This is a genomic window from Streptomyces sp. NPDC048018 (assembly GCF_043202995.1).
GTDB lineage: Bacteria > Actinomycetota > Actinomycetes > Streptomycetales > Streptomycetaceae > Streptomyces.
On record NZ_JBIDBK010000016.1, the window covers coordinates 21,061 to 42,810 of the forward strand.

Here is a 21,750-nt window from a genome sequence, read left to right on the forward strand (position 1 = left end):
CCATGCGGGGATGCAACTGTGACGTAAACCCGGAACTCCGGGCCCTGCCATGACAGTTCCCATGTCGACAAAGCGTCAGGATCGCCTGTCCGGTGCTTGCGCCAGCGAATTCGGCTGCGCGGCGCCCGTGCGAACGAGACCGGGCCCCGCTCACCGAGTGGTGAGCGGGGCCCGGTCGACGTGTGCGGGTGGGCGCCCTACTGCGCCTGCTCCTGCTGCTTGCGCCAGCGGATGCCCGCCTCCAGGAAGCCGTCGATCTCGCCGTCCAGGACCGACTGCGGGTTGCCGACCTCGAACTCCGTACGGAGGTCCTTGACCATCTGGTACGGGTGGAGGACGTACGAGCGCATCTGGTTGCCCCAGGAGCTGCCGCTGTCCTTGAGCGCGTCCATCTTGGCGCGCTCCTCCTGGCGCTGGCGCTCCAGGAGCTTGGCCTGGAGGACGTTCATGGCGCTCGCCTTGTTCTGGATCTGGGAGCGCTCGTTCTGGCAGGAGACCACGATGCCGGTCGGGATGTGCGTGATGCGCACCGCCGAGTCGGTGGTGTTGACGCCCTGGCCGCCGGGACCGGAGGCGCGGTAGACGTCGATGCGGAGGTCCGAGTCGTCGATCTCGACGTGGTCCGAGGACTCGACGACGGGGAGGATCTCGACGCCGGCGAAGGAGGTCTGGCGGCGGCCCTGGTTGTCGAAGGGCGAGATGCGGACCAGACGGTGGGTGCCCTGCTCGACGGAGAGGGTGCCGTAGGCGTAGGGGGCCTTGACGACGAAGGTGGTCGACTTGATGCCGGCCTCTTCCGCGTACGAGGTCTCGTAGATCTCCGTCGAGTAGCCGTGGCGCTCGGCCCAGCGCAGGTACATGCGCTGCAGGCGCTCGGCGAAGTCGGAGGCGTCGACGCCGCCGGCCTCGGCCCGGATGTTCACCAGGGCCTCGCGCTCGTCGTACTCGCCGGAGAGGAGGGTGCGGACCTCCATCTCGTCGAGCGCCTTGCGCACGGCCGTGAGCTCGGTCTCGGCCTCGGCCCGGGTGTCCGGGTCGTCCATCTCCTCGGCCAGCTCGAACAGCACCGCGAGGTCGTCGATGCGGCTTCGCAGCGCCTCGGCCTTGCGGACCTCGGCCTGGAGGTGCGAAAGCTTGCTCGTGATCTTCTGCGCGGCCTCGGGGTCGTCCCACAGGGACGGGGCCGCGGCCTGCTCTTCGAGCACGGCGATGTCTGCCCTCAGCTTGTCGAGGTCCAGGACGGCCTCGATCGACCCCATGGTCGAGGAGAGGGACTTCAGCTCTTCGGATACATCGACGACTGCCACGCGTCCAGCGTAACGGCTCGTGGCAAGGACCTGGACCCCTCGGCTACGGCCGGGCCGACGGGCGGCTGTCCTGGGGCGGGGACCCGCCGTCCCCGGAGGCCGCGAGATAGCCGCCGGCGCCGAGCGCGCCCGCGATCACCACGGCGGCGACCGTGAGGGTGATCCGGCGCTTGCGGACGGCATCGGCCTTGTGCCGGGCGGAGCCGGGCCGCCGGGCACCGGACGGGCGGGGGGCCCGGGCGGTGCCGAGCGGGCCGCCGGAGAGCTCGTCGGGGCCGGGGACCCGCATGGAGGTGTGGGTGTCCCGGTTGGAGTCGGGGGAGGCGCCGGGGACGAGCGGCACGGCGGCGCGGCGCGGCGGGGGCGCGTCGGCGCCCCCCTTGGCCGGGTACGGGTCCTCGTCGTACGACGGCTCCGCCCCCGGGTCGGCGTCCGGCTCGTCCACGTCGAGCGGCGGGATGCCCTTGAGCGTCGGCAGCACGTCCCGCAGCCGGGTCCCGAGCTCGGAGGCGCGCAGCCGGGAGGCGGGGGCCTTGGCGAGGCACTGGACGATCAGCTGCCACAGCTCCTCGGGGATGCCGGGCAGCGGGACGACGGTCTCGGTGACGTGCCGGCGCAGGACGGCGCCGGAGTGGCCGCCGCCGAACGGGGTGAAGCCGGCCAGCAGCTCGTACAGGACGGTCGCGAGGGCGTAGATGTCGACGGCGGCGCGCGGCGGCAGGCCCTCGACGATCTCGGGGGCGAGGTAGTCAGGGGTGCCGATGATGCGGGTGGCCTTGGTGCGGCCGGGGGTGTCGATGAGCTTGGCGACGCCGAAGTCGGTGAGGAGCGCCGGGTGGGCTCCGCCGGGGCCGAGCGGCCCCTCCATGTCGAGCAGGATGTTCTCGGGCTTGACGTCGCGGTGGACGACGCCGGCCTTGTGGGCGGCGGCGAGGGCGTCGGCGACGTCGGCGATGATCGCGACGGCGGCCTCGGGCGCGAGCCGGCGCTCGCGGTCCAGGCGGGTGCGCAGGTCGGTGCCGCGGACCAGGTCCATGACGAGCGCGAGGTCGTTGCCGTCGACGACGAGGTCGCGGACGGAGACCACGTGGGGGTGGTCGAGTCCGAGCAGGGCGGTGCGCTCCTGGACGAAGCGACCGACGAGCTCCTGGTCGGAGGCGAGGTCCTCGCGCAGCAGCTTGATGGCGACGGGACCCTCGGGGCCCTCGCCGAGCCACACCGTGCCGGCGCTGCCCCGCCCGAGGATCTGGTGGGCCGTGTAGCGGCTGCCGATATTCCGTGCCAAGACTGCTCCCTCAGCGGCTGCGGTTCGCGTCAAAGTTACGCGGCCGAGGGCGCCGACCGGCACTTCCGAGGGGAAATCACCCCTCGGAAGTCGACAAAGCGACAGAATCGCCGGTCTTTACCGGTCCTTACTGGCCCGTACCGCCGGTGGATCCGCTGCCGGTGCCGGTGTCCGCGCTGTCGAGGAGCGAGGAGACCCAGTCCGTGAAGGAGCTGATCCCGTCGCCGATCGCCTGCCAGTAGCCCTTGCCCTCGGCGACCCAGTCCTGCAGCGGGGTGAGCTCCCAGATGAGCCAGCCGGCGACCACGAAGAGCACGATCGTGAACAGGCAGCCCTTGAGGCAGCCCAGTCCGGGGATGCGCATCGGGTTGGCGCTGCGCCGGCGCGGCTCACGGGGCGCGGGGGCCTGCGGGGGCGGCTGCGGGGGCACGTACTGCTGCTGGGGCGGCTGAGGCGCGTACTGCTGCCGCTGCGGCGGCTGCGGGGCGTGCGGCTGGGGCCGGCGGTCCTGCTGCTGGTAGGGCTGCGGCGGGCGCTGCTGGTACTGCTGCGGCGGCTGCTGCTGGTACTGCTGCGGCTGTTGGTACTGCTGCGGTCCGCCCTGCGGCGGCTGGGGGCGCCGCTGCGGACGCCGGCGCAGCGGGTCCTCGCTCGGGTCGAGGTACTGCACCTGGGTCTGCTCGTTGCGGTCCCGCAGCGCGCCCAGCTGGGTCTGCCACGGATGCGGCTGCTCGCCCGGCGGGTCCTGCGGGACGGGCGGCATGACCGCGGTCGGGTCGGCGGCGTCCGCCGGGCCGCGGCCGGTGGTGGGCAGCATGGCGGTCGGGTCGGCGGCACCGGCCGGGCCGTTGACCGGGAGCACGCCGGTCGGGGCCGCGGGGTCGTACCGCGGCGGCTGCGGGGCGCCGCTCGGCAGGACCTGGGTCGCGCCGGCCGGGTCCACGCCCGGGGCGGCGGGCGGCACCGGCGCCGGGGCCGGGTCGGGCGCGAGGAGTGCGCCGACGCCGTCGGCGGCCTCGATCTGGGCGGGGGTGGCGTGCACGCCGACGCCGGCGGCGACCGTACGCAGCCCGCGGGCCAGGTTCTCGGCGCTGGGCCGCCGGTCCGGGTCCTTGCTGAGGCAGCGCTCTATCACCGTCCACAGCGGGCCGGGCACGGTCGAGGGGCGGCGCGGCTCCTCGCTCAGGTGCCGGTGCAGGACCTCCAGGGCGGTGCCGCCGGCGAACGGGGGCTGCCCGGTGACCAGCTCGTACAGCAGGATGCCCGCGCCGTAGATGTCGACGGCGGACGTCTGGGGGCGGCCCTCGGCGGACTCGGGGGCCACGTAGGCGGGGGTGCCGACGAACTCGTGGGTGCGGGTCAGGCCCGGGGAGTCGGCGAGGCGCGCGATGCCGAAGTCGGTGAGCATCGGGAACATCGCGCCGTCCCGCTCGGCGAGCAGCACGTTCGCGGGCTTGAGGTCACGGTGCACGACGCCGTCGGCGTGGCTGGCGGCGAGCGCGTCCGCGATCTGGGCGGTGAGCAGGGCGGCGGCGACCGGGGTGAGCGGACCGTTCTCGCGGATGTAGCGGTGCAGGTCGGGGCCCTCGACGAGGTCCATGACCAGGGCGAGGACGTCGCCCTCCACGACGAGGTCGCGGGTGCGCACGATGTTGGGGTGGGTGAGCCGCAGCAGCACGGACCGCTCGCGCAGGAAGCGCATCACGATGTCCGCGTCGTTGGCGAGCTCCTCCTTGAGGACCTTGATCGCGACGGTCTCGCCGGGCTGCCCCGCCACCGCCGCCTCGGCGCCGGCCGTCTCCCGCTGGCGGGCTCGCCAGACGGTGCCCGTGGCGCCGCGGCCGAGCGGCTCCTCGAGCAGGTACTTGCTGCCGATAGGCCGCACGTCACGCGCTCCCTGCTGATCGTGGTCCTGGGGTCCCGGGCCCCTGGGTCCCGGGATGGTCCGTGGAAGTGTCCCCGGGGTCCCTGTGTGTTCTGTGACCCGTCCGGGTGTCCGACCCACTTTAGTGCCGCCGAACGGGTCACCGACTGTCCGCGAGACGGCCGATTCCGACGCCGTCCGTGTCCGGAAGGAAGACGCCCGGATCGCGCCACGGGTTGCCGGAAGCACCGCGAGACATACGCAACCAGGCGAATTCCCGTCCGGAGAGGCGTCGAGCGCGATCGAACAAGATCACTTCCGGGCGACCCGTGGGCGGGTTGTCACTGGCAGGTGCGAGGATGCCTACAGCACGTCGTGTCGGGGGTCGGGAGCCCCCGCGCCGTGCCGACCTGTACCGGACGACGCGTCCGTGCCGGGTGGGGGGAGCGAGTGGGATTCCCCTGCCGGGCACGCCGCGCAGAAGGGACCGCTGACGGCGATGCAGATCCGGCTGACCGTCCTCGCGCCGCACGCCGGCCACGGCGCCGGGCGCGCCTGCGACGTGCTCGTCACCGCGCCCGCGGGGACCGAGCTGGCCGCCGTGGCCTCCTCCCTCGCCGCGGCCGTCTCCGGCCCGGACACCTCCTCCTCCGGGACCACCGTGCTCTACGCGGGAGCGGAGCGCCTCGACACCCGCCGCTGCCTGCTCGGCGTGCCGCCGCTGGTCGACGGCGCCGTGCTCTCCCTCCAGGTGCCCGGCGCGGACGACGGCGTCGGCGAGGGGGCCCCCGCCAGGCTCCACGTGGTGGCCGGACCGGACGCCGGCGGAGTGCATCTGCTGCACGGCGGAGCGATCAGAATCGGCCGTTCCGTCGACGCGGACGTGCCGCTGGACGATCCGGACGTCTCGCGCTCCCACTGCACGGTGACGGTCGGCACGGACGGCCGCGTCACGGTCACCGACCCGGGCTCCACGAACGGCACGAGCGTCGACGGCGTCCCCGTCGGCCCGGAGCCCGTCCGTCTCCCGCCCGGCGCCCTGCTCCGGGTCGGCGAGTCCGCCCTGCGCCTCACCGGCCCCGGGGGCGCCGGCGAGACCGACCGCGCGCTGTCCACGAGCGCGGACGGCGAGGGGCACCTGCGGGTGGCCCGCCCCGAGCCGGCCGGCCCCCTCGACCCGCCCGGGGCGGCCCCCGCGGCCTGCGCCCCGCCGTACGCGACGGGTGCGGGCGCCGAGGACGCGACCCACGGCGCGGGCATCGCACACCCCGACGGCCACGGGCACGCGCGTGCGGAGGAGCCCGCCGGGCCCCAGGGCGAGATCGAGCCGCACAGCAGGACCCGGCAGACCCGCAGACGGGGGCTCGGCGCCTGGGCCCGGCGGCTCGCGGGCGGACGCGAGGATCCGTCCTCCGGCGAGTACGGGGTCGAGCCCGTGCCCGCCTTCGGCGGCGGCGCCCCGGGGGCCGCGCCCGGTGCCGGACCCTCGCCGGACAGCTGGCCGGATCCCGCCTCCGTGCTGCTCACCGCGCTCGGCCCCGGACCGCGCCTGTGGGAGCGGGGCGCCGAGCACCCGGAGGCCCTGGTGGTCCGGCTCGGGACCACGGACCGCGCCGAGCTGTCCGGTGTGCCCGTCACCGTCGGACTGCGCGAGGCCGGATCGCTCGGCCTCGCCGGACCCGCGCCGCGGCTCGCCGGGCTCGCCCGCTCCGTCGTCGCCCAGCTCGCCGCCCTGCACTCCCCCGCGGACCTGGAGATCGTGCTGGTCAGCGCCGACCGGCACCGCCCCCTGGAGGAGCGGCGCCGGGCCTGGGGCTGGCTCGGCTGGCTGCCGCACGTGCGGCCCGCCCACGGACAGGACTGCCGGCTGCTCCTCGCGTACGACCGCGAGCAGGCGCACGCGCGGCTGACCGAACTCGCCCGCCGCCTCGACGACGGCCCGCTCGGCCCGGGCTGGCCGAGCGCCGACCGGGCGGCGGTCGCCGAGGCGGCCGCGCGCTACGAGGGGCCCGCGACGGTCGTGGTCGTCGACGGTGATCCGGGCTCCGCCGCGCTGCGGGAGACGGCGGCGCGGCTCGCCGGGGCGGGCGCCGCCGCCGGCATCCATCTCGTCTGCCTCGCCGAGGCGCCCGCCTCCTCGCCCGCCTCACCGGTCGCGGCGACGTACGAGGAGGCCTGCGCGGCCTCCTTCGCCTTCCGCGAGTGCGGGGCGGCGGCCCTGCTCAGCGGGGACGTGGCGACGGCGCTGCGGCTGCTGCGCACGGCCGGCGGCCGGGTCGCCGGGCACGGCACGGTCGGCGTGGTGGACGCGGTGTCCGTCGCGTGGGCCGAGCGCTTCGGCCGGGCCCTCGCCCCGCTGCGCACGGAGACGGCCGGGGGGCCCGGACCGGGGCGCGCGGCGGCCGCGCTGCCGCCGTCGGCCCGGCTCCTCGACGAGCTGGGCCTCGCCCGGGCCACCCCCGCCTCCCTGATGGCCCGCTGGGCCTCCTCGTCGGAGGGCACGGCGGTCCTGGGCGCCGGACCGCGCGGGCCGGTCGCCGTGGACCTCACGCAGGAGGGCCCGCACCTGCTGATCGAGGGCCCGGCGGGCAGCGGCCGCACCGAACTGCTGCGCTCGGTCGCCGCCTCCCTGGCGGCCGGGGGCCGCCCCGACCGGCTCGGCCTGCTCCTGGTCGACGGCGCGGGCGGCGAGCGCGGCGAGGGCCTCGCGGCCTGCACGGAACTGCCGCACGTCACCGAGCACCTGGTGGCCTCCGACCCGGTCCGCATGCGGGAGTTCGCCCAGGCCCTGGGCGCCGAACTGAAGCGCCGCGCCGAGCTCCTCGGCGACACCCCCTTCGCGGACCGGCGCTCGGGCCGCCTGATCGGCCAGCGCTCGCCGAGCCCCGCCGAGTCCCTCCCGCCGGGCGCGCGTGCCACGGCCCGCATCCCGGAAGCCCGGACAGGGGCCGACCTGTCCGACGCGGGCAGCGGCCGCGTGTCCCGCACCGCCGCCACGCCCCTGGGCGACCGCACCCCGCCCCCGGGCACGGACCTCCTCGGCGACCGCGCGAGCGGCCGCACCCTGCGGGTGGCCCCCGACGGCGCGGTCGGCGACACCCCGAGCGGCCGCCTTCCCCGACACGGCTCGGCCTCCTTCGCCGACCGCACCCCGCCCCCGGCCCCGGACCTGCTGGGCGACCGCCCGAGCGCCAGGACCCACCGCACGGGTGGCGGCGCGGGAGTCCCGGCCGACCGCACCCCGCCCCCGGCCCCGGACCTGCTGGGCGACCGCCCGAGCGCCAGGACCTCCCGCGCGGGCGCGGGCGCCCTCGACGACGCGCCCAGCAGCCGTACGCAGCGCAGCGCCCCCGGCGAGGTGTACGACCAGGACGGCGGAGTGGGCTTCCGCACCCCGTCGCCCGGCCGGGACCTGCTCGGGGACCGCCCGAGCGCCAGGACCCACCGCACGGGCACGGGCGCGCCGGACGACATCTCCAGCGGCCGCACCCTGCGCACGGACGCGCCGGACGAGCCGGGCACCGCGCAGCCGGGCGGCCGGGCCGGCGCCGGGGAAGGGGCCGGCGCGCTCCCCCGGCTCATCGTCCTCGTCGACGACTTCGACGCACTGGTCGCGCCCGCGCTGGGCGCGCCGGGGCGCCCGGCGGCCGGGTCCGTGGTGCGGGCCCTGGAGGCGGTGGCGCGCCACGGGGCGCGGCTCGGGGTGCACCTGGTCGCCACCTCGGCGCGGCCGGACCGCACGGCGGACACGGAGCTGGCGCACGGGGCGCGGCTGCGGATCGTGCTCGACCCGCCGCCCGCGGCGCCGGGCCAGGGACCGGACGAGCCGCAGCCCGGTCGCGGGCGGCTGGGGCATCCGGACGGCCGGGTGACGCCGTTCCAGGCGGGCCGGGTCACGGGGCGCATCCCGCGCACGGCGACCCAACGGCCCACGGTGGTCCCGCTGGAGTGGGAGCGGATGGGCGACCCGCCCACCCGTCGCCCGGTCCGCGAGCTGGGCAACGGACCGACGGATCTGGCCCTGTTGGCCAGTGCTCTCGACCGCGCCGCCCGGTCGGTGGAGGCCACGCCGGTGGCGCCGCTCACCTCCCCCAGCCACGCCTGACGGCACGTCACGAGCCCATCACGATCCCCCGTTCGACAGGGAAGGCGGTATTGCGGGCCCTCCGGCACCGGGCGTAGACCTGAGCGCACGGGACCGGTACACGTGGGAGAGGCGGGGCTCGGATGCGTAACGGCAGAACTCTTCGAATCGGCGTCGTGGCGGCGACGACGGTCGCCGTGCTGGCGGCCGCGGGCTGCGGCGGCGAGGACGAAGGCGGAGGTACGGGCAGCGCGCCCGGCGCGAAGGCCCCCACGAACGGCTCCGGGCTGGTCCTCCCGTCCCTGAAGGGCGAGAAGATCGAGGTCGCCGCCGTCTGGACCGGCCCCGAGCAGGCGAACTTCACGAAGGTCCTCAAGGAGTTCGAGAAGCGCACGGGCGCGACCGTCACCTTCGTGCCGGCCCAGGACCCGATCGTCAACTTCCTCGGGACGAAGATCGCCGGCGGCTCCCCGCCGGACGTGGCGATGCTGCCGCAGGTCGGTGCGATCCACCAGGCCGCGGCCCAGAAGTGGCTCAAGCCGCTGGGGCCGGAGGCGAAGGCGCAGCTCGCGAAGAACTACGGGAAGGGCTGGCAGGACCTCGGCGCGGTCGACGGCACGGCGTACGGGGTCTACTTCAAGGCCGCCAACAAGTCCCTCGTCTGGTACAACGCCGCCGCGTTCGACAACGCGGGCGCGAGCGAGCCGAAGACCTGGAAGGACTTCGTCGGCACCGCCGAGACGATCTCCGCCTCCGGCGTCACCCCCGTCTCGGTCGGCGGCGCGGACGGCTGGACGCTCACCGACTGGTTCGAGAACGTCTACCTCTCCCAGGCGGGCCCGGAGAAGTACGACCAGCTGGCCCGGCACACCCTGAAGTGGACGGACCCCTCGGTGGGCAGGGCGCTGACCACCCTGGCCGAGCTCTTCGGCAAGCCGGCCCTGCTCGCGGGCGGCACGAACGGCGCGCTGCAGACCGAGTTCCCGGTCTCCGTGACGCAGACCTTCACCGGCGGCGACCGGGCCAAGGCGGCGATGGTCTTCGAGGGCGACTTCTCGGCGGTCAACATCGCCGAGACCGGCGCGAAGATCGGCACGGACGCGAAGGTCTTCCCGTTCCCGGCCGTCGGCGACGGCGCGGCCCCGGTGGTGACCGGTGGCGACGCCGCGGTGGCCCTGAAGGACACCAAGGGCGCACAGGCCCTGCTCACCTTCCTCGCCTCGCCCGACGCGGCGCGGATCTGGGCGGCCGAGGGCGGCTTCCTGTCCCCCAACAAGGCACTGGACCCGGCGGCGTACCCGAACGACGTGCAGCGCAGGATCGCCACGGCGCTGATCGGCGCGGGGGACGGCTTCCGCTTCGACATGTCGGACCAGATGCCGCAGTCGTTCGGCGGGACGCCCGGCAAGGGGGAGTGGAAGGCGCTCCAGGACTTCCTGAAGAACCCGAAGGACGTCGCCGGGACACAGGCCCGGCTGGAGGCCGAGGCCGCCAAGGCCTACAAGGGCTGAGCCGTGACCGGCACCGAAGCGCACGCCACGCCCGAAGGCCGGGCGGCCGCGGACGAGGCCGGCACCGACGGCCTGGTCCGCACCGAAGGCCCCGGCCGCTCCGCACGCTCCGGCCCGCCGGGCCGGAGCCGCCGCCGCGGCACCCGCACCACGCTCACCGCCGCGGCCTTCCTCCTGCCCGCCCTCGTCCTCCTCGGCGCGCTCGTCGTCTACCCCATCGGCTTCTCGGTCCAGCGTTCCTTCTTCGACCGGTCCGGCGACTCCTTCGCCGGCCTGGACAACTACGTCACCCTGTTCACCGACGAGTCGATCCGCACGGCGGTCCGCAACAACCTGATCTGGGTGGCCGTCGCCCCGACCGTGGCGACGGCCCTCGGCCTCGTCTTCGCGGTGCTGACCGAACGGGTGCGCTGGGGAACGGCGTTCAAGCTGCTCGTCTTCATGCCGATGGCGATCTCGATGCTCGCCGCGGGCATCATCTTCCGGCTGGTGTACGAGCAGGACCCGGACCGCGGGGTCGCCAACGCGGTCTGGGTCGGCGTGCACGACACCTTCGCCGAGGCGTCGGTCTTCCCCCGCGCCCGCCCGCTTCCCGTGCACCCGCTGGCGGCGGCGGGCGGCGGGGCCTACGTCACGAGGTCCCCGGTCCGCACGGGGGAGGTCGCCCGGCTGCCGCTGGTCGGCGTGGCGCCCGCCCAGATGCCCGGCGACGCCCGGCCGGCCCGTACCCCCGCCGCGGCGGGCGAGGGGGTCACCGGGGTCGCCTGGCTGGACTTCACCCGGGGCGGCGGCGGACGCCCGAACGCGGTGGACCCGAAGGAACTCGGCCTGAAGGGACTGCGGATCGAGGCGGTGAAGGACGGCCGGGTGGTGGCACGGGCCACGGCCGGCGCCGACGGCACCTTCACGCTCCCGGCCGCCGCCGACGGGGCGGTGCTGCGGCTGCCCGCGAGCAACTTCCGCGAGCAGTACGACGGCGTGGAGTGGCTCGGCCCCACCCTCGTCACCCCCGCGATCATCGGGAGTTACGTATGGATGTGGGCCGGCTTCGCGATGGTCCTCATCGCCGCCGGGCTCGCGGGCCTGCCGCGCGAACTCCTGGAGGCGGCGCGGGTCGACGGGGCCGGCGAGTGGCAGGTGTTCCGCCGGATCACGGTCCCGCTGCTCGCACCGGTCCTCGGCGTCGTCCTCGTCACCCTGATGATCAACGTCCTGAAGGTCTTCGACCTGGTCTTCATCATCGCGCCGGGCTCGGCGCAGGACGACGCCAACGTGCTGGCGCTCCAGCTCTACCGCTCGTCCTTCGGCACGGACGCGGACCTCGGGGTCGGCTCGGCCATCGCCGTGCTGCTCCTGCTGCTCGTCCTGCCGGTGATGGCGGTCAACATCCGCCGTGTCCGCCGCGCGCGAAGGGAGACCCGCCGATGAGCGGCCAGACGAGCCCCCCGGTCGGCAACCCGCCGACTCCCCCTGCCGGCGGGAGGCCGGGCGGACCGGCGGGCGGGAGGCCGGGCGGACCGACGGGCGGGAGGACGGGCGGGAGGACGGGCGGACCGGCGGGCGGCGCGGTGTCCCGGATCGCCGCCCGCGCCGGCTCCGGCGGGGTGCGGCTCCTGCTGGTCCTGGTCGCGCTGTTCTGGCTGATGCCGACGGTCGGGCTGCTGGTCTCCTCGCTGCGCTCGCCCTCCGACATCGCCTCGGGCGGCTGGTGGCAGGTGTTCACCGCCCCCGCGCAGCTGACCACCGAGAACTACCGCCACCTCCTCTCCAACGAGGCGATCACCGACTCGCTCGTCTCCACCGTCCTGATCACCGTCCCGGCGACCGTCCTCGTGGTCGTCATCGGGGCCTTCGCCGGCTATGCCTTCGCGTGGCTGGACTTCCCGGGCCGGGACTGGTGGTTCCTGCTGGTGGTCGGGCTGCTCGTGGTGCCGGTGCAGGTGGCGCTGGTGCCGGTGTCGAAGCTGTTCGGCGCGGTCGGGATCTTCGAGACGACGCTGGGCGTGGTGCTGTTCCACACCGCCTTCGGGCTGCCGTTCGCGATCTTCCTGCTGCGGAACTTCTTCGCGGAGATCCCGCGCGAACTCCTGGAGGCGGCGCGGCTCGACGGGGCGGGCGAGGTGCGCCTGTTCACCCGGGTGGTGCTGCCGCTGGGCGGCCCGGCGCTGGCCTCGCTCGGGATCTTCCAGTTCCTGTGGGTGTGGAACGACATGCTGGTGGCGCTGATCTTCGCGGACGCCCAGTCGCCGCCGATCACGGTGGCGCTGCAGCAGCAGGTCCGGCAGTTCGGCAACAACGTCGACGTGCTCGCGCCGGGCGCCTTCGTGTCGATGGTGATCCCGCTGCTGGTCTTCTTCGCGTTCCAGCGGCAGTTCGTGTCGGGCGTGATGGCGGGCGCGGTGAAGTGACCCGTACGGCACGGTGAGACGGACCGGGTGACCGTGCCGGCCCGCCCCACGCCGTCACGCCGCCCGGCGCGCCGTCGCCCCGCCCGGCGCGCCCCACGCCGTCACGCCGTCAGCGCGGCGACGGCCGAGCGGGTCAGGTCGTCGAGGTAGCCCTCCGGCGGCTCGGTGCGCACCACGACGAGCCGCCAGTAGAGCGGCCCGATCACGAGGTCGACGGCCCGGTCGGGGTCGGCGCCCGCGGGCAGTTCGCCGCGCTCGACGGCCGCCCGGACGACCTGGGCGACGACGCCCTTCTGGGGGTCGAGGAGGGCGGCCTTGAGGGTGTCGGCGATCTCGGGGTGCCGGACGGCCTCGACCAGGAGGTCGGGGATGACCTGCGAGGCCACCGGGTGGCGCAGGGCGTGGGAGGCGACCTCCAGGAGCGCGCGGACGTCGCCGTGCAGGGAGCCGGTGGCGGGCGCGGGCAGGCCCTGGAGGGCGACCGCGCCGACGAGGTCGAGGACGAGCGCGAGCTTGGACTTCCAGCGCCGGTAGACGGCGGTCTTGCCGACGCCGGCGCGGCGGGCGATGCCCTCGATGGACATGCGGGCGAAGCCGACCGCGGCCAGCTCCTCGAAGACGGCGGCGCGGATGGCCTCCGTGACGTCCTCCCGGAGCACGGCGGCTCCCGCGGGGGCGCGGCGAGGGGTTCCCGGGGGTCCGGAGGGTGTCGTCATGCACAGGATCCTAACCAGCGGTCACGCGGCGGAGCGCGTGACGACGACACGGTTGCGTTGCGACGTGAGGGCGTCCTACTCTCCTCGTAGCGACGATACGGACCCGTTCCGTCGGACGGGTTCCACCGCCCCACCGAAGGCGATGCACGTGACGACCCAGACCCTCGCCCCGCCCGAGCGGCCCGCGCCGCCCACCCCTCCCTCCTCGGAGGAGCTGCGCGCCCTCGCCCTGCGCCACGGGCTCACCGTGAGCGGCGCACGCCCCTCGCTCCCCGCCTACGTGCGGCAGCTGTGGTCCCGCCGCGACTTCATCACCGCGTTCGCGACGGCCAAGCTGACCGCGCAGTACAGCCAGGCCCGGCTCGGCCAGATCTGGCAGGTGATGAACCCGCTGCTCAACGCGGCCGTCTACTACGCCATCTTCGGCGTCCTGATGGACGTGCAGCGGGGCGTCCCGGACTACGTCCCGTTCCTGATCACCGGCGTCTTCGTGTGGACCTTCACCTCACAGACGATCATGACCGGCACCCGTGCCATCAGCGGCAACCTGGGCCTCGTGCGCGCCCTGCACTTCCCGCGCGCGAGCCTGCCCATCGCGCTCGCGATCCAGCAGCTCCAGCAGCTGGTCTTCTCGCTGGGCGCCCTGGTCGCGATCCTCTTCTGCTGCGGCGAGTTCCCGCGCTGGAGCTGGCTGCTCGCGATCCCCGCACTGCTGCTCCAGACGCTCTTCGGCACCGGGCTCGCGATGGCGATGGCGCGGCTGGCCGCCCGCACGCCCGACATCGCCCAGCTGATGCCGTTCGTGCTGCGCACCTGGATGTACGCCTCCGGGGTCATGTGGTCGATCGCGCACCTGACCCACGGCCGCGACCTGCCGCACGCGGTGATCCTGCTGCTCCAGGCGAACCCGGCCGCCGTCTACATCGACCTGATGCGCTTCGCGCTCGTCGAGAGCTTCACCGGCTCGCAGCTGCCGCCGCACGTGTGGGCGCTGGCGGCCGGCTGGGCGGCACTGACCTTCGCCGGGGGGTTCGTCTACTTCTGGCAGGCGGAGGAGAGGTACGGCCGTGGCTGAGCGAGCGGAGCGGGAGCCGACGGTCGTCGCCGACGGCGTCCACGTCACCTACACCGAGCGGGGCGGCAAGCGGGCGGTCCACGCGGTCAGGGGCGTCAGCTTCGCCGCGTACCGGGGTGAGGCGATCGGCCTGATCGGTTCGAACGGATCGGGGAAGTCCACCCTCCTGAAGGCCGTCGCCGGCCTGCTGCCCACCAGCGCGGGCCGGGTCTACACGCGCGGCCGCCCCGCCCTCCTCGGCGTCAACGCGGCGCTCATGGGCGATCTGACGGGCGAGCGGAACGTCATCCTGGGCGGGCTCGCGATGGGCATGAGCCGCAAGGAGATCGCCCACCGCTACGCCTCCATCGTCGAGTTCTCCGGGATCAACGACAAGGACGCCGAGGCCGTCTCCCGTCCGATGCGCACCTACTCCTCGGGCATGGGCGCCCGGCTGCGCTTCGCCATCGCCGCCGCCCGCAGCCACGACGTGCTGCTCATCGACGAGGCCCTGGCGACCGGCGACGCGCCGTTCCGGCGGCGCAGCCGGCAGCGGATCGACGAACTGCGGGCCGAGGCGGGCACCGTCTTCCTGGTCAGCCACGCGAACTCGACCATCACCGAGACCTGCGACCGCGCACTGTGGCTGGAATCGGGGACCCTGCGGATGGACGGCCCGGCGGACGAGGTGGTGAAGGCCTACGAACACTTCACCGGGACGGACGTCCAGAGAAAGGGCAAATAGGGCATAGCGGTCTAGAGTGCGGAGGAATGACGACCGACCCGCCTCCGTACGAACCCGCCACCGGAAGCCCCCCGACCGGAGCCGCCGCCCCGGGAAGCACGACCGGTCACCCCGTTGGGCCGCCCGCCGGGCAAGGCGGCGCCCCCCGCACCGGAGCGGCGCCGCCCGCCCTCACCCGGTCCCCCTTCGAGTCGGAGACCTTCACCTCCGCCACCTTCGTGACCGTGGGACGCGGCCCGCTGCTCGCCCTCGGCATCACGTGGCTGCTCACCCGGGCCGGCATGCTGTTCCTGCTCGACCGCGACACGCTCGGCATCGGCGGCGTGGCGAGCGAGGTCCACGTGCTCTACCGGCACTGGTACGGGCAGTTCGCCCAGGGCACCTTCCCGCCCGACGACGTCACCTGGCAGTACCCGCCGGGCGCCGGCCTGGTCATCATGGCGCCGGGAGCCCTGCCCTCGCTCACGTACTTCCAGGGCTTCGTCCTGCTCACCCTGCTCGCCGACCTGGCGGTCGCCGCGGCCCTGGCCCGCGCCGACCGCGCCCGGCTCACCCACGGCGCCTGGTACTGGGTGCTCGGGCTCCCGCTGCTGCTGCACATCCCGCTCGCCCGCTACGACGTGCAGACCACCGCGCTCGCCGTCCTCGCCCTGCTCGCCTTCACCGCCCGCTCCCCCGCCGCCCACCGGATCGGCGGGGTGCTCGCCGGACTCGGCGCCATGGTCAAGGTCTGGCCCGCGCTCACGCTGATCGGCACCCCGCGCGGGCGCACCACCCGCGAGGCCTGGACCGCCGCGGCCGTCACCGCCACGGCCCTCCTCGCCGCCCTGGCGCTGCTCTTCTCCGACTCCCTCGGCTTCCTGCGCCAGCAGGGCAGCCGCGGCGTCCAGATCGAGTCCCTCGGCGGCACCGGCCTCGCCCTCGCGAAGGCCACCGGCACCTGGCCGGGCGCAGTGGAGTTCCGCTACGGCGCCTTCGAGTACGTCGGCCCGTACGTCTCCACCGTCGGGCACCTCGCCCTGCTGCTGACCACCCTGGCCTTCATCTGGCTGCTGCTGTGGCGGGTCCGGGCCCGCCGCTGGACCGCTGCCACCCCGCTCGACGCCGCCTTCGCCGCCGTCCTGCTCTTCACCGTCACCAGCCGGGTGATCAGCCCGCAGTACCTGATCTGGCTGCTCGGCCTGGCCGCCGTCTGCCTGACCTCCCGCAGTACGGTCATGCGCCCGGTCGCGCTGCTGCTCCTGCCCGCCGCGGCCCTGAGCGCCCTCGCGTACCCCGTGCTCTACGAGGACGTCGTCACCGGCACCTGGCCGGGTCTCACCGTGATGGTGCTGCGCAACGCCCTCCTGCTCGCGGCGGCGGCGCTCGCCGCCCGGCGCCTGTGGACGTCCGCGGTCGGCCCGGCCGTCTGACGCGCGAGAAGAGGGACGCCGCGGGCGGGCCCGCACGCGGAGAAGCGGACGCCCCCGCCGGTCCCGAAGGACCGGCGGGGGCGTCCCCGTGCCGCCGGGCGGTCAGCTGTGCGTACGGAGCAGCGAGCGCATCGTCCGCATGGCGACCGACAGGTTCGCCAGGTCGAAGTCGTCCGAGCCCTGGATCTCCTCCAGGGTCGTGCGCGCACGGCCCAGGATCGCCGCGTTGTCGTCCTCCCAGGCCTTGAACCGCTCCTCCGGGGTGGAGGTGCCGTTCCCGGCCGCGAGGACGTCCGAGGTCAGCGCCGCGTGCGCGGCGAACAGGTCCTCGCGGATCGAGGCCCGGGCCATCGACTGCCAGCGGTCGGCCCGCGGCAGCTCGATGATCCGGTCCATCAGGCTGCTGATCCGCAGCCGGTCGGCCAGGTCGTAGTAGACCTCGGCGACCGCCAGCGGGTCCTTGCCGGTGCGGTCCGCGATCGCGACGATGTCGAGCGTCGGGAAGGCCGAGGAGAAGCCGGCCACGCGCAGCGCGAGCTCCTCCGGGACGCCGACCGCGGTCAGCTCCGCGAGGATCGACTCGTACCACTCCAGGTCCGCGCCGCGCAGCAGCTGCGGCAGCTTCTCCCAGACCTGTCCGACCCGCTCCGAGAAGAACTCGATGGTCTCGCTGAGCTGGAGCGGCTGCGGGCGGTTGTTGAGCAGCCAGCGGGTGCCGCGCTCGACCAGCCGGCGCGAGTGCAGGCGCATCCGGGTCTGGAACTCGGCCGCGACCTTGTTGTCGAGGTCCTCGACGGCGTCCCAGACCTCGCCGAGGCGGAAGATCTCACGGGCCGCGGTCTGCGCCCGCACGATCTCCTCGATCGACGCGCCGGACTCCTCGCGGAGGCGGTGCAGGAAGGTCGAGCCACCGGTGTTGACGGTGTCGTTGACCAGGACCGTGGTGATGATCTCGCGGCGCAGCGCGTGGTTGTCGACGGCGTCCGTGAACTGCTCGCGCAGCAGCGTCGGGAAGTACGCGTGGAGCAGCCCGCGCAGGTACGGGTCGTCGGGCAGGTCGGTGCCGATCAGCTCGTCGGCCACCGTGATCTTGGTGTAGGCGAGGAGGACGGCGAGTTCGGGCTGGGACAGGCCGCGGCCGCCGTTCAGCAGTTCGCGGATCTGCCGGTCGTTGGGCAGGAACTCGAGCGAGCGGTCGAGCGCCCCGTCTCGGCCCAGACGGCGCATGAAGCGCTGGTGGGCGTGGAGCAGGGACGGCGACTGGGCGACGGCGTTGGCCAGGGCGGTGTTCTGCGCGTAGTTGTTGCGCAGCACGAGCGCGCCGACCTCGTCCGTCATCTCGGCGAGGATCTTGTTGCGCTGCTTGACGGTCATGTCGCCCTCGGCGACCAGCCCGTTGAGCAGGATCTTGATGTTGACCTCGTGGTCGGAGGTGTCCACGCCGGCGCTGTTGTCGATGGCGTCGGTGTTGATCTTGCCGCCCTCGCCCCCGGGTCCGCCGGAGCGGGCGAACTCGATGCGGCCCAGCTGGGTCGCACCGAGGTTGCCGCCCTCGCCGACGACCTTGGCGCGGACGTCCTGGCCGTCGACGCGGATGGCGTCGTTGGCCTTGTCGCCGACGTCGGCGTTCGACTCGGCCGAGGACTTCACGTACGTGCCGATGCCGCCGTTCCACAGCAGGTCGACGGGCGACTGCAGGATCGCCTTCATCAGCTCGGCGGGGGTCAGCTTGGTGACGCCGGCCTCGATGCCGAGGGCGGCCCGCATGTGCGCGTTGACCGGGATCGACTTGGCGGTACGCGGGTGGATGCCGCCGCCGGCCGAGAGCAGCTCGGTGTCGTAGTCGGCCCAGGAGCTGCGCGGCAGCTCGAAGAGGCGGCGGCGCTCGGCGTACGAGGTGGCCGCATCCGGGTTCGGGTCGATGAAGATGTGGCGGTGGTCGAAGGCCGCGACGAGGCGGATGTGCTCGGAGAGCAGCATGCCGTTGCCGAAGACGTCGCCGGACATGTCGCCGACGCCGACGACGGTGAAGTCCTCGGTCTGGGTGTCGTGGCCCAGCTCGCGGAAGTGCCGCTTGACGGACTCCCAGGCGCCGCGGGCGGTGATGCCCATGCCCTTGTGGTCGTAGCCGGCCGAGCCGCCGGAGGCGAACGCGTCGCCCAGCCAGAAGCCGTAGGACTCGGCGACGCCGTTGGCGATGTCGGAGAAGGTCGCGGTGCCCTTGTCGGCGGCGACGACCAGGTAGGTGTCGTCCTCGTCGTGGCGGACCACGTCGACCGGGGGCACGACCTCGCCGGCGACCAGGTTGTCGGTGATGTCGAGGAGCGCGGAGATGAAGGTCTTGTACGAGGCGACGCCCTCGGCCAGCCACGCGTCACGGTCGACCGACGGGTCCGGCAGCTGCTTGGCGACGAAGCCGCCCTTGGCGCCGACCGGGACGATGACGGTGTTCTTCACCATCTGCGCCTTGACCAGGCCGAGGATCTCCGTACGGAAGTCCTCGCGGCGGTCGGACCAGCGCAGTCCGCCTCGGGCGACCTTGCCGAAGCGCAGGTGGACGCCTTCGACCCGCGGCGAGTACACCCAGATCTCGAAGGCGGGGCGCGGGGCCGGCAGGTCCGGGATGGCCTGCGGGTCGAACTTCATCGACACGTAGGAGTGCGGCCTGCCGTCGGCGGCCTTCTGGAAGAAGTTCGTCCGCAGGGTGGCCTTGATGACGGTGAGGAAGGAACGCAGGATGCGGTCCTCGTCGAGGGAGGCGACCTGGTCGAGGGCGCCGTCCAGCTCCTCCAGCAGGCCGTCGATCAGCTCGGTGCCGGCGCGCTGCCGCTCCGGGGCCATGCGCGCCTCGAAGAGGTTGACCAGCAGCCGGGTGGTGTGGACGTTGTTGCGGAGGGTGTCCTCCATGTAGTCCTGGCTGAAGGTCGAACCGGCCTGGCGCAGGTACTTCGCGTAGGCGCGCAGCACCATCGCCTCGCGCCAGTTGAGCCCGGCGGACAGGACGAGGGAGTTGAAGTTGTCGTTCTCGGCCAGGCCGGTCCAGGTGGCCGAGAACGCCTCCTGGAAGCGCTCGCGGGCGTCGTCCGCGAGGTAGTCGCCGCCGGTCAGCGGCATCCGCAGGCCGAAGTCGTAGATCCAGACGTGGGTGCGGTCGGAGCAGCGCAGCTCGTACGGGCGCTCGTCGGTGACCTCGACGCCGAGCCGGTTGAGGACCGGCAGGACGGCGGACAGCGAGATCTGCTCGCCCGTCTTGTAGATCTTGAAGCGGCGCTCGCCGCTGCCGGAGGCCACGGGCTCGTACAGCGACAGCGCGAAGTCCTTGTCGCTGTCGGCCAGGGCCTCCAGGTGGCACAGGTCGGCGACGGCGGCGCGCGGCGAGTGGTCGGCCTTGTAGCCCTCGGGGAAGGCGTTGCCGTAGCGGCGCAGCAGCTCGGCGGCGCGCTCCTCGCCCAGCTCGGCGTTGAGCGCCTCGCCGAAGCCGTCGGACCAGGAGCGGGCGGCGTCGGCGAGCCGGGACTCGATGCGGTCGACGTCGGCGTCGGTCAGCTTGCTGAGCACGGTGCCGGGCTCGACGCGGATGACGAAGTGCAGCCGGGACAGGATCGACTCGGTGTTCCAGGCCGTGAAGTCGACCGACGTGCCGTTCAGCTCCTCCTTGAGGAGCTCGATGATCCGCAGCCGGACGCGGGTGGTGTAGCGGTCGCGCGGCAGGTAGACGAGGGCCGAGTAGTAGCGGCCGTACTCGTCCTGGCGCAGGTAGAGGCGCAGCCGCCGCCGCTCCTGCAGGTACAGGACGCTGGTGACGATGGACTGCAGCTCGTCGGCCGGGGTCTGGAAGAGCTCGTCGCGCGGGTAGGTCTCCAGGATCTGGAGCAGGTCGCGGCCGTCGTGGCTGCTCGGCGCGAAGCCGGCGCCCTCGAGGACCTCCTGGACCTTGCGCTTGACGACGGGGACGCGGCGCACGGACTCGGTGTAGGCGGCCGAGGAGAACAGGCCGAGGAAGCGGCGCTCGCCCACGACGTTGCCGTCGGCGTCGAACTTCTTCACACCGACGTAGTCGAGGTACGAGGGCCGGTGGACGGTCGAGCGGCTGTTGGCCTTCGTCAGGATCAGCAGCTTGTGCTCGCGCGCCTTGGCGCGGGCGTCGGCGGGCAGCCGGCTGAAGGACGGCGAGACGGGGTGGGCGTGGTGGTCGTCGCCGCTGTGGTGCGGGTCGGAGCGCAGGATGCCCAGGCCGGTGCCGGGGACGGCGGACAGGGCGTCGCCGTTGACCAGCTCGTACTCGCGGTAGCCGAGGAAGGTGAAGTGGTCGTCGGCCAGCCAGCGCAGCAGCTCCCGGGCCTCCTCGACCTCGGTGGGCCGCAGGTCGGAGGCGGTGGGCTCGCCGGGCAGGCCCTCGGCGATGCGCAGCGCGGCGTCGCGCATCTTCTCCCAGTCCTCGACGGCCTCGCGGACGTCGGACAGGACGCGCAGCAGGTCGGCGGTGATCTGCTTGAGGTCGGCCTTGTCGGTCTCGCGGTCGATCTCGACGTGGATCCACGACTCGGTGAGCACGTCGTGCGGCAGCTCGCCCTTGGGCTGCTTGGCGAGCACCTCGATGAGCTTGCCGGTCAGGTCGCGGCGGACGGTGACCTGCGGGTGGATGACGACGTGGATGCCGCGCCCCTGGCGCGACAGCTCGTTCGTCACGGAGTCGACGAGGAACGGCATGTCGTCGGTGACCACCTCGACGACGGAGTGGCTGCAGGTCCAGCCGTTCTCCTCCACCGTGGGGGTGTGGACGCGCACGTTCGCGGTGCCCTGCGGACGGTTCTCGGCGAGACGGTAGTGCGAGAGCGCGGCGCCGAAGACGTCCTCCGGCTCGCGGCCGGTGAGGTCCTCGGGCGCGGTGTGCAGGTAGTAGCGCTGGAGGTAGTCGAGCAGGGTCGCGCGGTCCGGACGCTTGCCCTTCTCCGGCCCTGTCGGAAGTAGCCCCCCGACCGGGCTGTTCTCAGCTACCCGGGCAGCCCGATCGAGCAGCTCGGCCTTGGCTTCGTCCAGCTTGGTCTGCATGTCCTCTGACTCCTGTCGCGCGCCGTTGCGTGACGTCGGTGGAAGAAAGGACACAACGCCACGACGCGGTGGTACCGGTCGCAAGAGACGTTATGCCGCGATGAGAGATGTCCGGGCGCTTCTCGGCCACCGGACGGGGGATCCCCGCGAACGCGCCGTCGGCCCGGCCGCCGAGGCGGACCGGGCGGAGGCCGGGGGCTGCGCTGCCCCCTCGGCGTATAGCGCTGATCACGGGAAAAGCCTATCGCTGATGCCCCCCCGGCCGTCATGAGCCTTATGTGTACAAAAGCGGGTCGGTAAGTTTGACGATCT

Annotated in this window: 12 protein-coding genes; 7 read left to right on the forward strand and 5 right to left on the reverse strand. The window is 73.8% G+C overall.

The features are described from left to right. Window positions 1-197: 197 nt before the first annotated feature. From prfB to ACGF1Z_RS34160, 3 genes are all read right to left on the reverse strand, one after another. Window positions 198-1,307, reverse strand: coding sequence for a peptide chain release factor 2 (prfB, locus tag ACGF1Z_RS34150; protein ID WP_393010294.1), 1,110 nt, complete (start codon window positions 1,305-1,307; stop codon window positions 198-200). 43 nt (window positions 1,308-1,350) lie between these two features. Further along, the gene (locus ACGF1Z_RS34155) at window positions 1,351-2,592 is read right to left on the reverse strand and encodes a serine/threonine-protein kinase (RefSeq protein WP_393010295.1); all 1,242 of its coding nucleotides are present in this window, start codon (window positions 2,590-2,592) and stop codon (window positions 1,351-1,353) included. 127 nt (window positions 2,593-2,719) lie between these two features. After that, entirely contained in the window at window positions 2,720-4,477 is a 1,758-nt protein-coding gene (locus ACGF1Z_RS34160; RefSeq protein WP_393010297.1) for a serine/threonine-protein kinase, read from the reverse strand. A 478-nt stretch (window positions 4,478-4,955) separates the two neighbouring features. On the opposite strand from ACGF1Z_RS34160, the gene ACGF1Z_RS34165 reads away from it, so the two are divergent. The 4 genes from ACGF1Z_RS34165 (at window position 4,956) to ACGF1Z_RS34180 (ending at window position 12,459) form a co-directional block, all read left to right on the forward strand. Next, on the forward strand, window positions 4,956-8,561 hold the full coding sequence (locus ACGF1Z_RS34165; protein ID WP_393010299.1) for an FHA domain-containing protein: 3,606 nt from the start codon (window positions 4,956-4,958) through the stop codon (window positions 8,559-8,561). 122 nt (window positions 8,562-8,683) lie between these two features. Then, window positions 8,684-10,051 carry an ABC transporter substrate-binding protein gene (locus ACGF1Z_RS34170; RefSeq protein WP_393010301.1) on the forward strand — a complete coding sequence of 456 codons (1,368 nt, stop codon included), beginning with the start codon at window positions 8,684-8,686 and terminating at the stop codon, window positions 10,049-10,051. A gap of 72 nt (window positions 10,052-10,123) precedes the next feature. Continuing rightward, a complete protein-coding gene (locus ACGF1Z_RS34175; protein ID WP_393010353.1) occupies window positions 10,124-11,479 on the forward strand; it encodes a carbohydrate ABC transporter permease in 1,356 nt (451 codons plus the stop codon). Then, entirely contained in the window at window positions 11,476-12,459 is a 984-nt protein-coding gene (locus ACGF1Z_RS34180; RefSeq protein ID WP_393010303.1) for a carbohydrate ABC transporter permease, read from the forward strand. The genes ACGF1Z_RS34175 and ACGF1Z_RS34180 overlap by 4 nt, the downstream gene beginning before the upstream one ends. A gap of 101 nt (window positions 12,460-12,560) precedes the next feature. On the opposite strand, the gene ACGF1Z_RS34185 is transcribed toward ACGF1Z_RS34180, so the two are convergent. Then, the gene (locus ACGF1Z_RS34185) at window positions 12,561-13,175 is read right to left on the reverse strand and encodes a TetR/AcrR family transcriptional regulator (protein WP_393010305.1); all 615 of its coding nucleotides are present in this window, start codon (window positions 13,173-13,175) and stop codon (window positions 12,561-12,563) included. 142 nt (window positions 13,176-13,317) lie between these two features. On the opposite strand from ACGF1Z_RS34185, the gene ACGF1Z_RS34190 reads away from it, so the two are divergent. The 3 genes from ACGF1Z_RS34190 to ACGF1Z_RS34200 are packed head-to-tail and all read left to right on the forward strand — an operon-like array spanning window position 13,318 to window position 16,386. Beyond that, window positions 13,318-14,250, forward strand: a complete 933-nt coding sequence (locus tag ACGF1Z_RS34190; RefSeq protein WP_393010307.1) for an ABC transporter permease — start codon at window positions 13,318-13,320, stop codon at window positions 14,248-14,250. After that, entirely contained in the window at window positions 14,243-14,974 is a 732-nt protein-coding gene (locus ACGF1Z_RS34195; protein WP_393010309.1) for an ABC transporter ATP-binding protein, read from the forward strand. The genes ACGF1Z_RS34190 and ACGF1Z_RS34195 overlap by 8 nt, the downstream gene beginning before the upstream one ends. Window positions 14,975-15,000: 26 nt before the next feature. Further along, the gene (locus ACGF1Z_RS34200; RefSeq protein WP_393010311.1) at window positions 15,001-16,386 is read left to right on the forward strand and encodes a glycosyltransferase 87 family protein; all 1,386 of its coding nucleotides are present in this window, start codon (window positions 15,001-15,003) and stop codon (window positions 16,384-16,386) included. Window positions 16,387-16,488: 102 nt separating this feature from the next. Here the strand turns inward: ACGF1Z_RS34200 and ACGF1Z_RS34205 are convergent, their stop codons facing one another. Further along, window positions 16,489-21,438, reverse strand: coding sequence for an NAD-glutamate dehydrogenase (locus ACGF1Z_RS34205; RefSeq protein WP_393010313.1), 4,950 nt, complete (start codon window positions 21,436-21,438; stop codon window positions 16,489-16,491). Window positions 21,439-21,750: the final 312 nt, after the last annotated feature.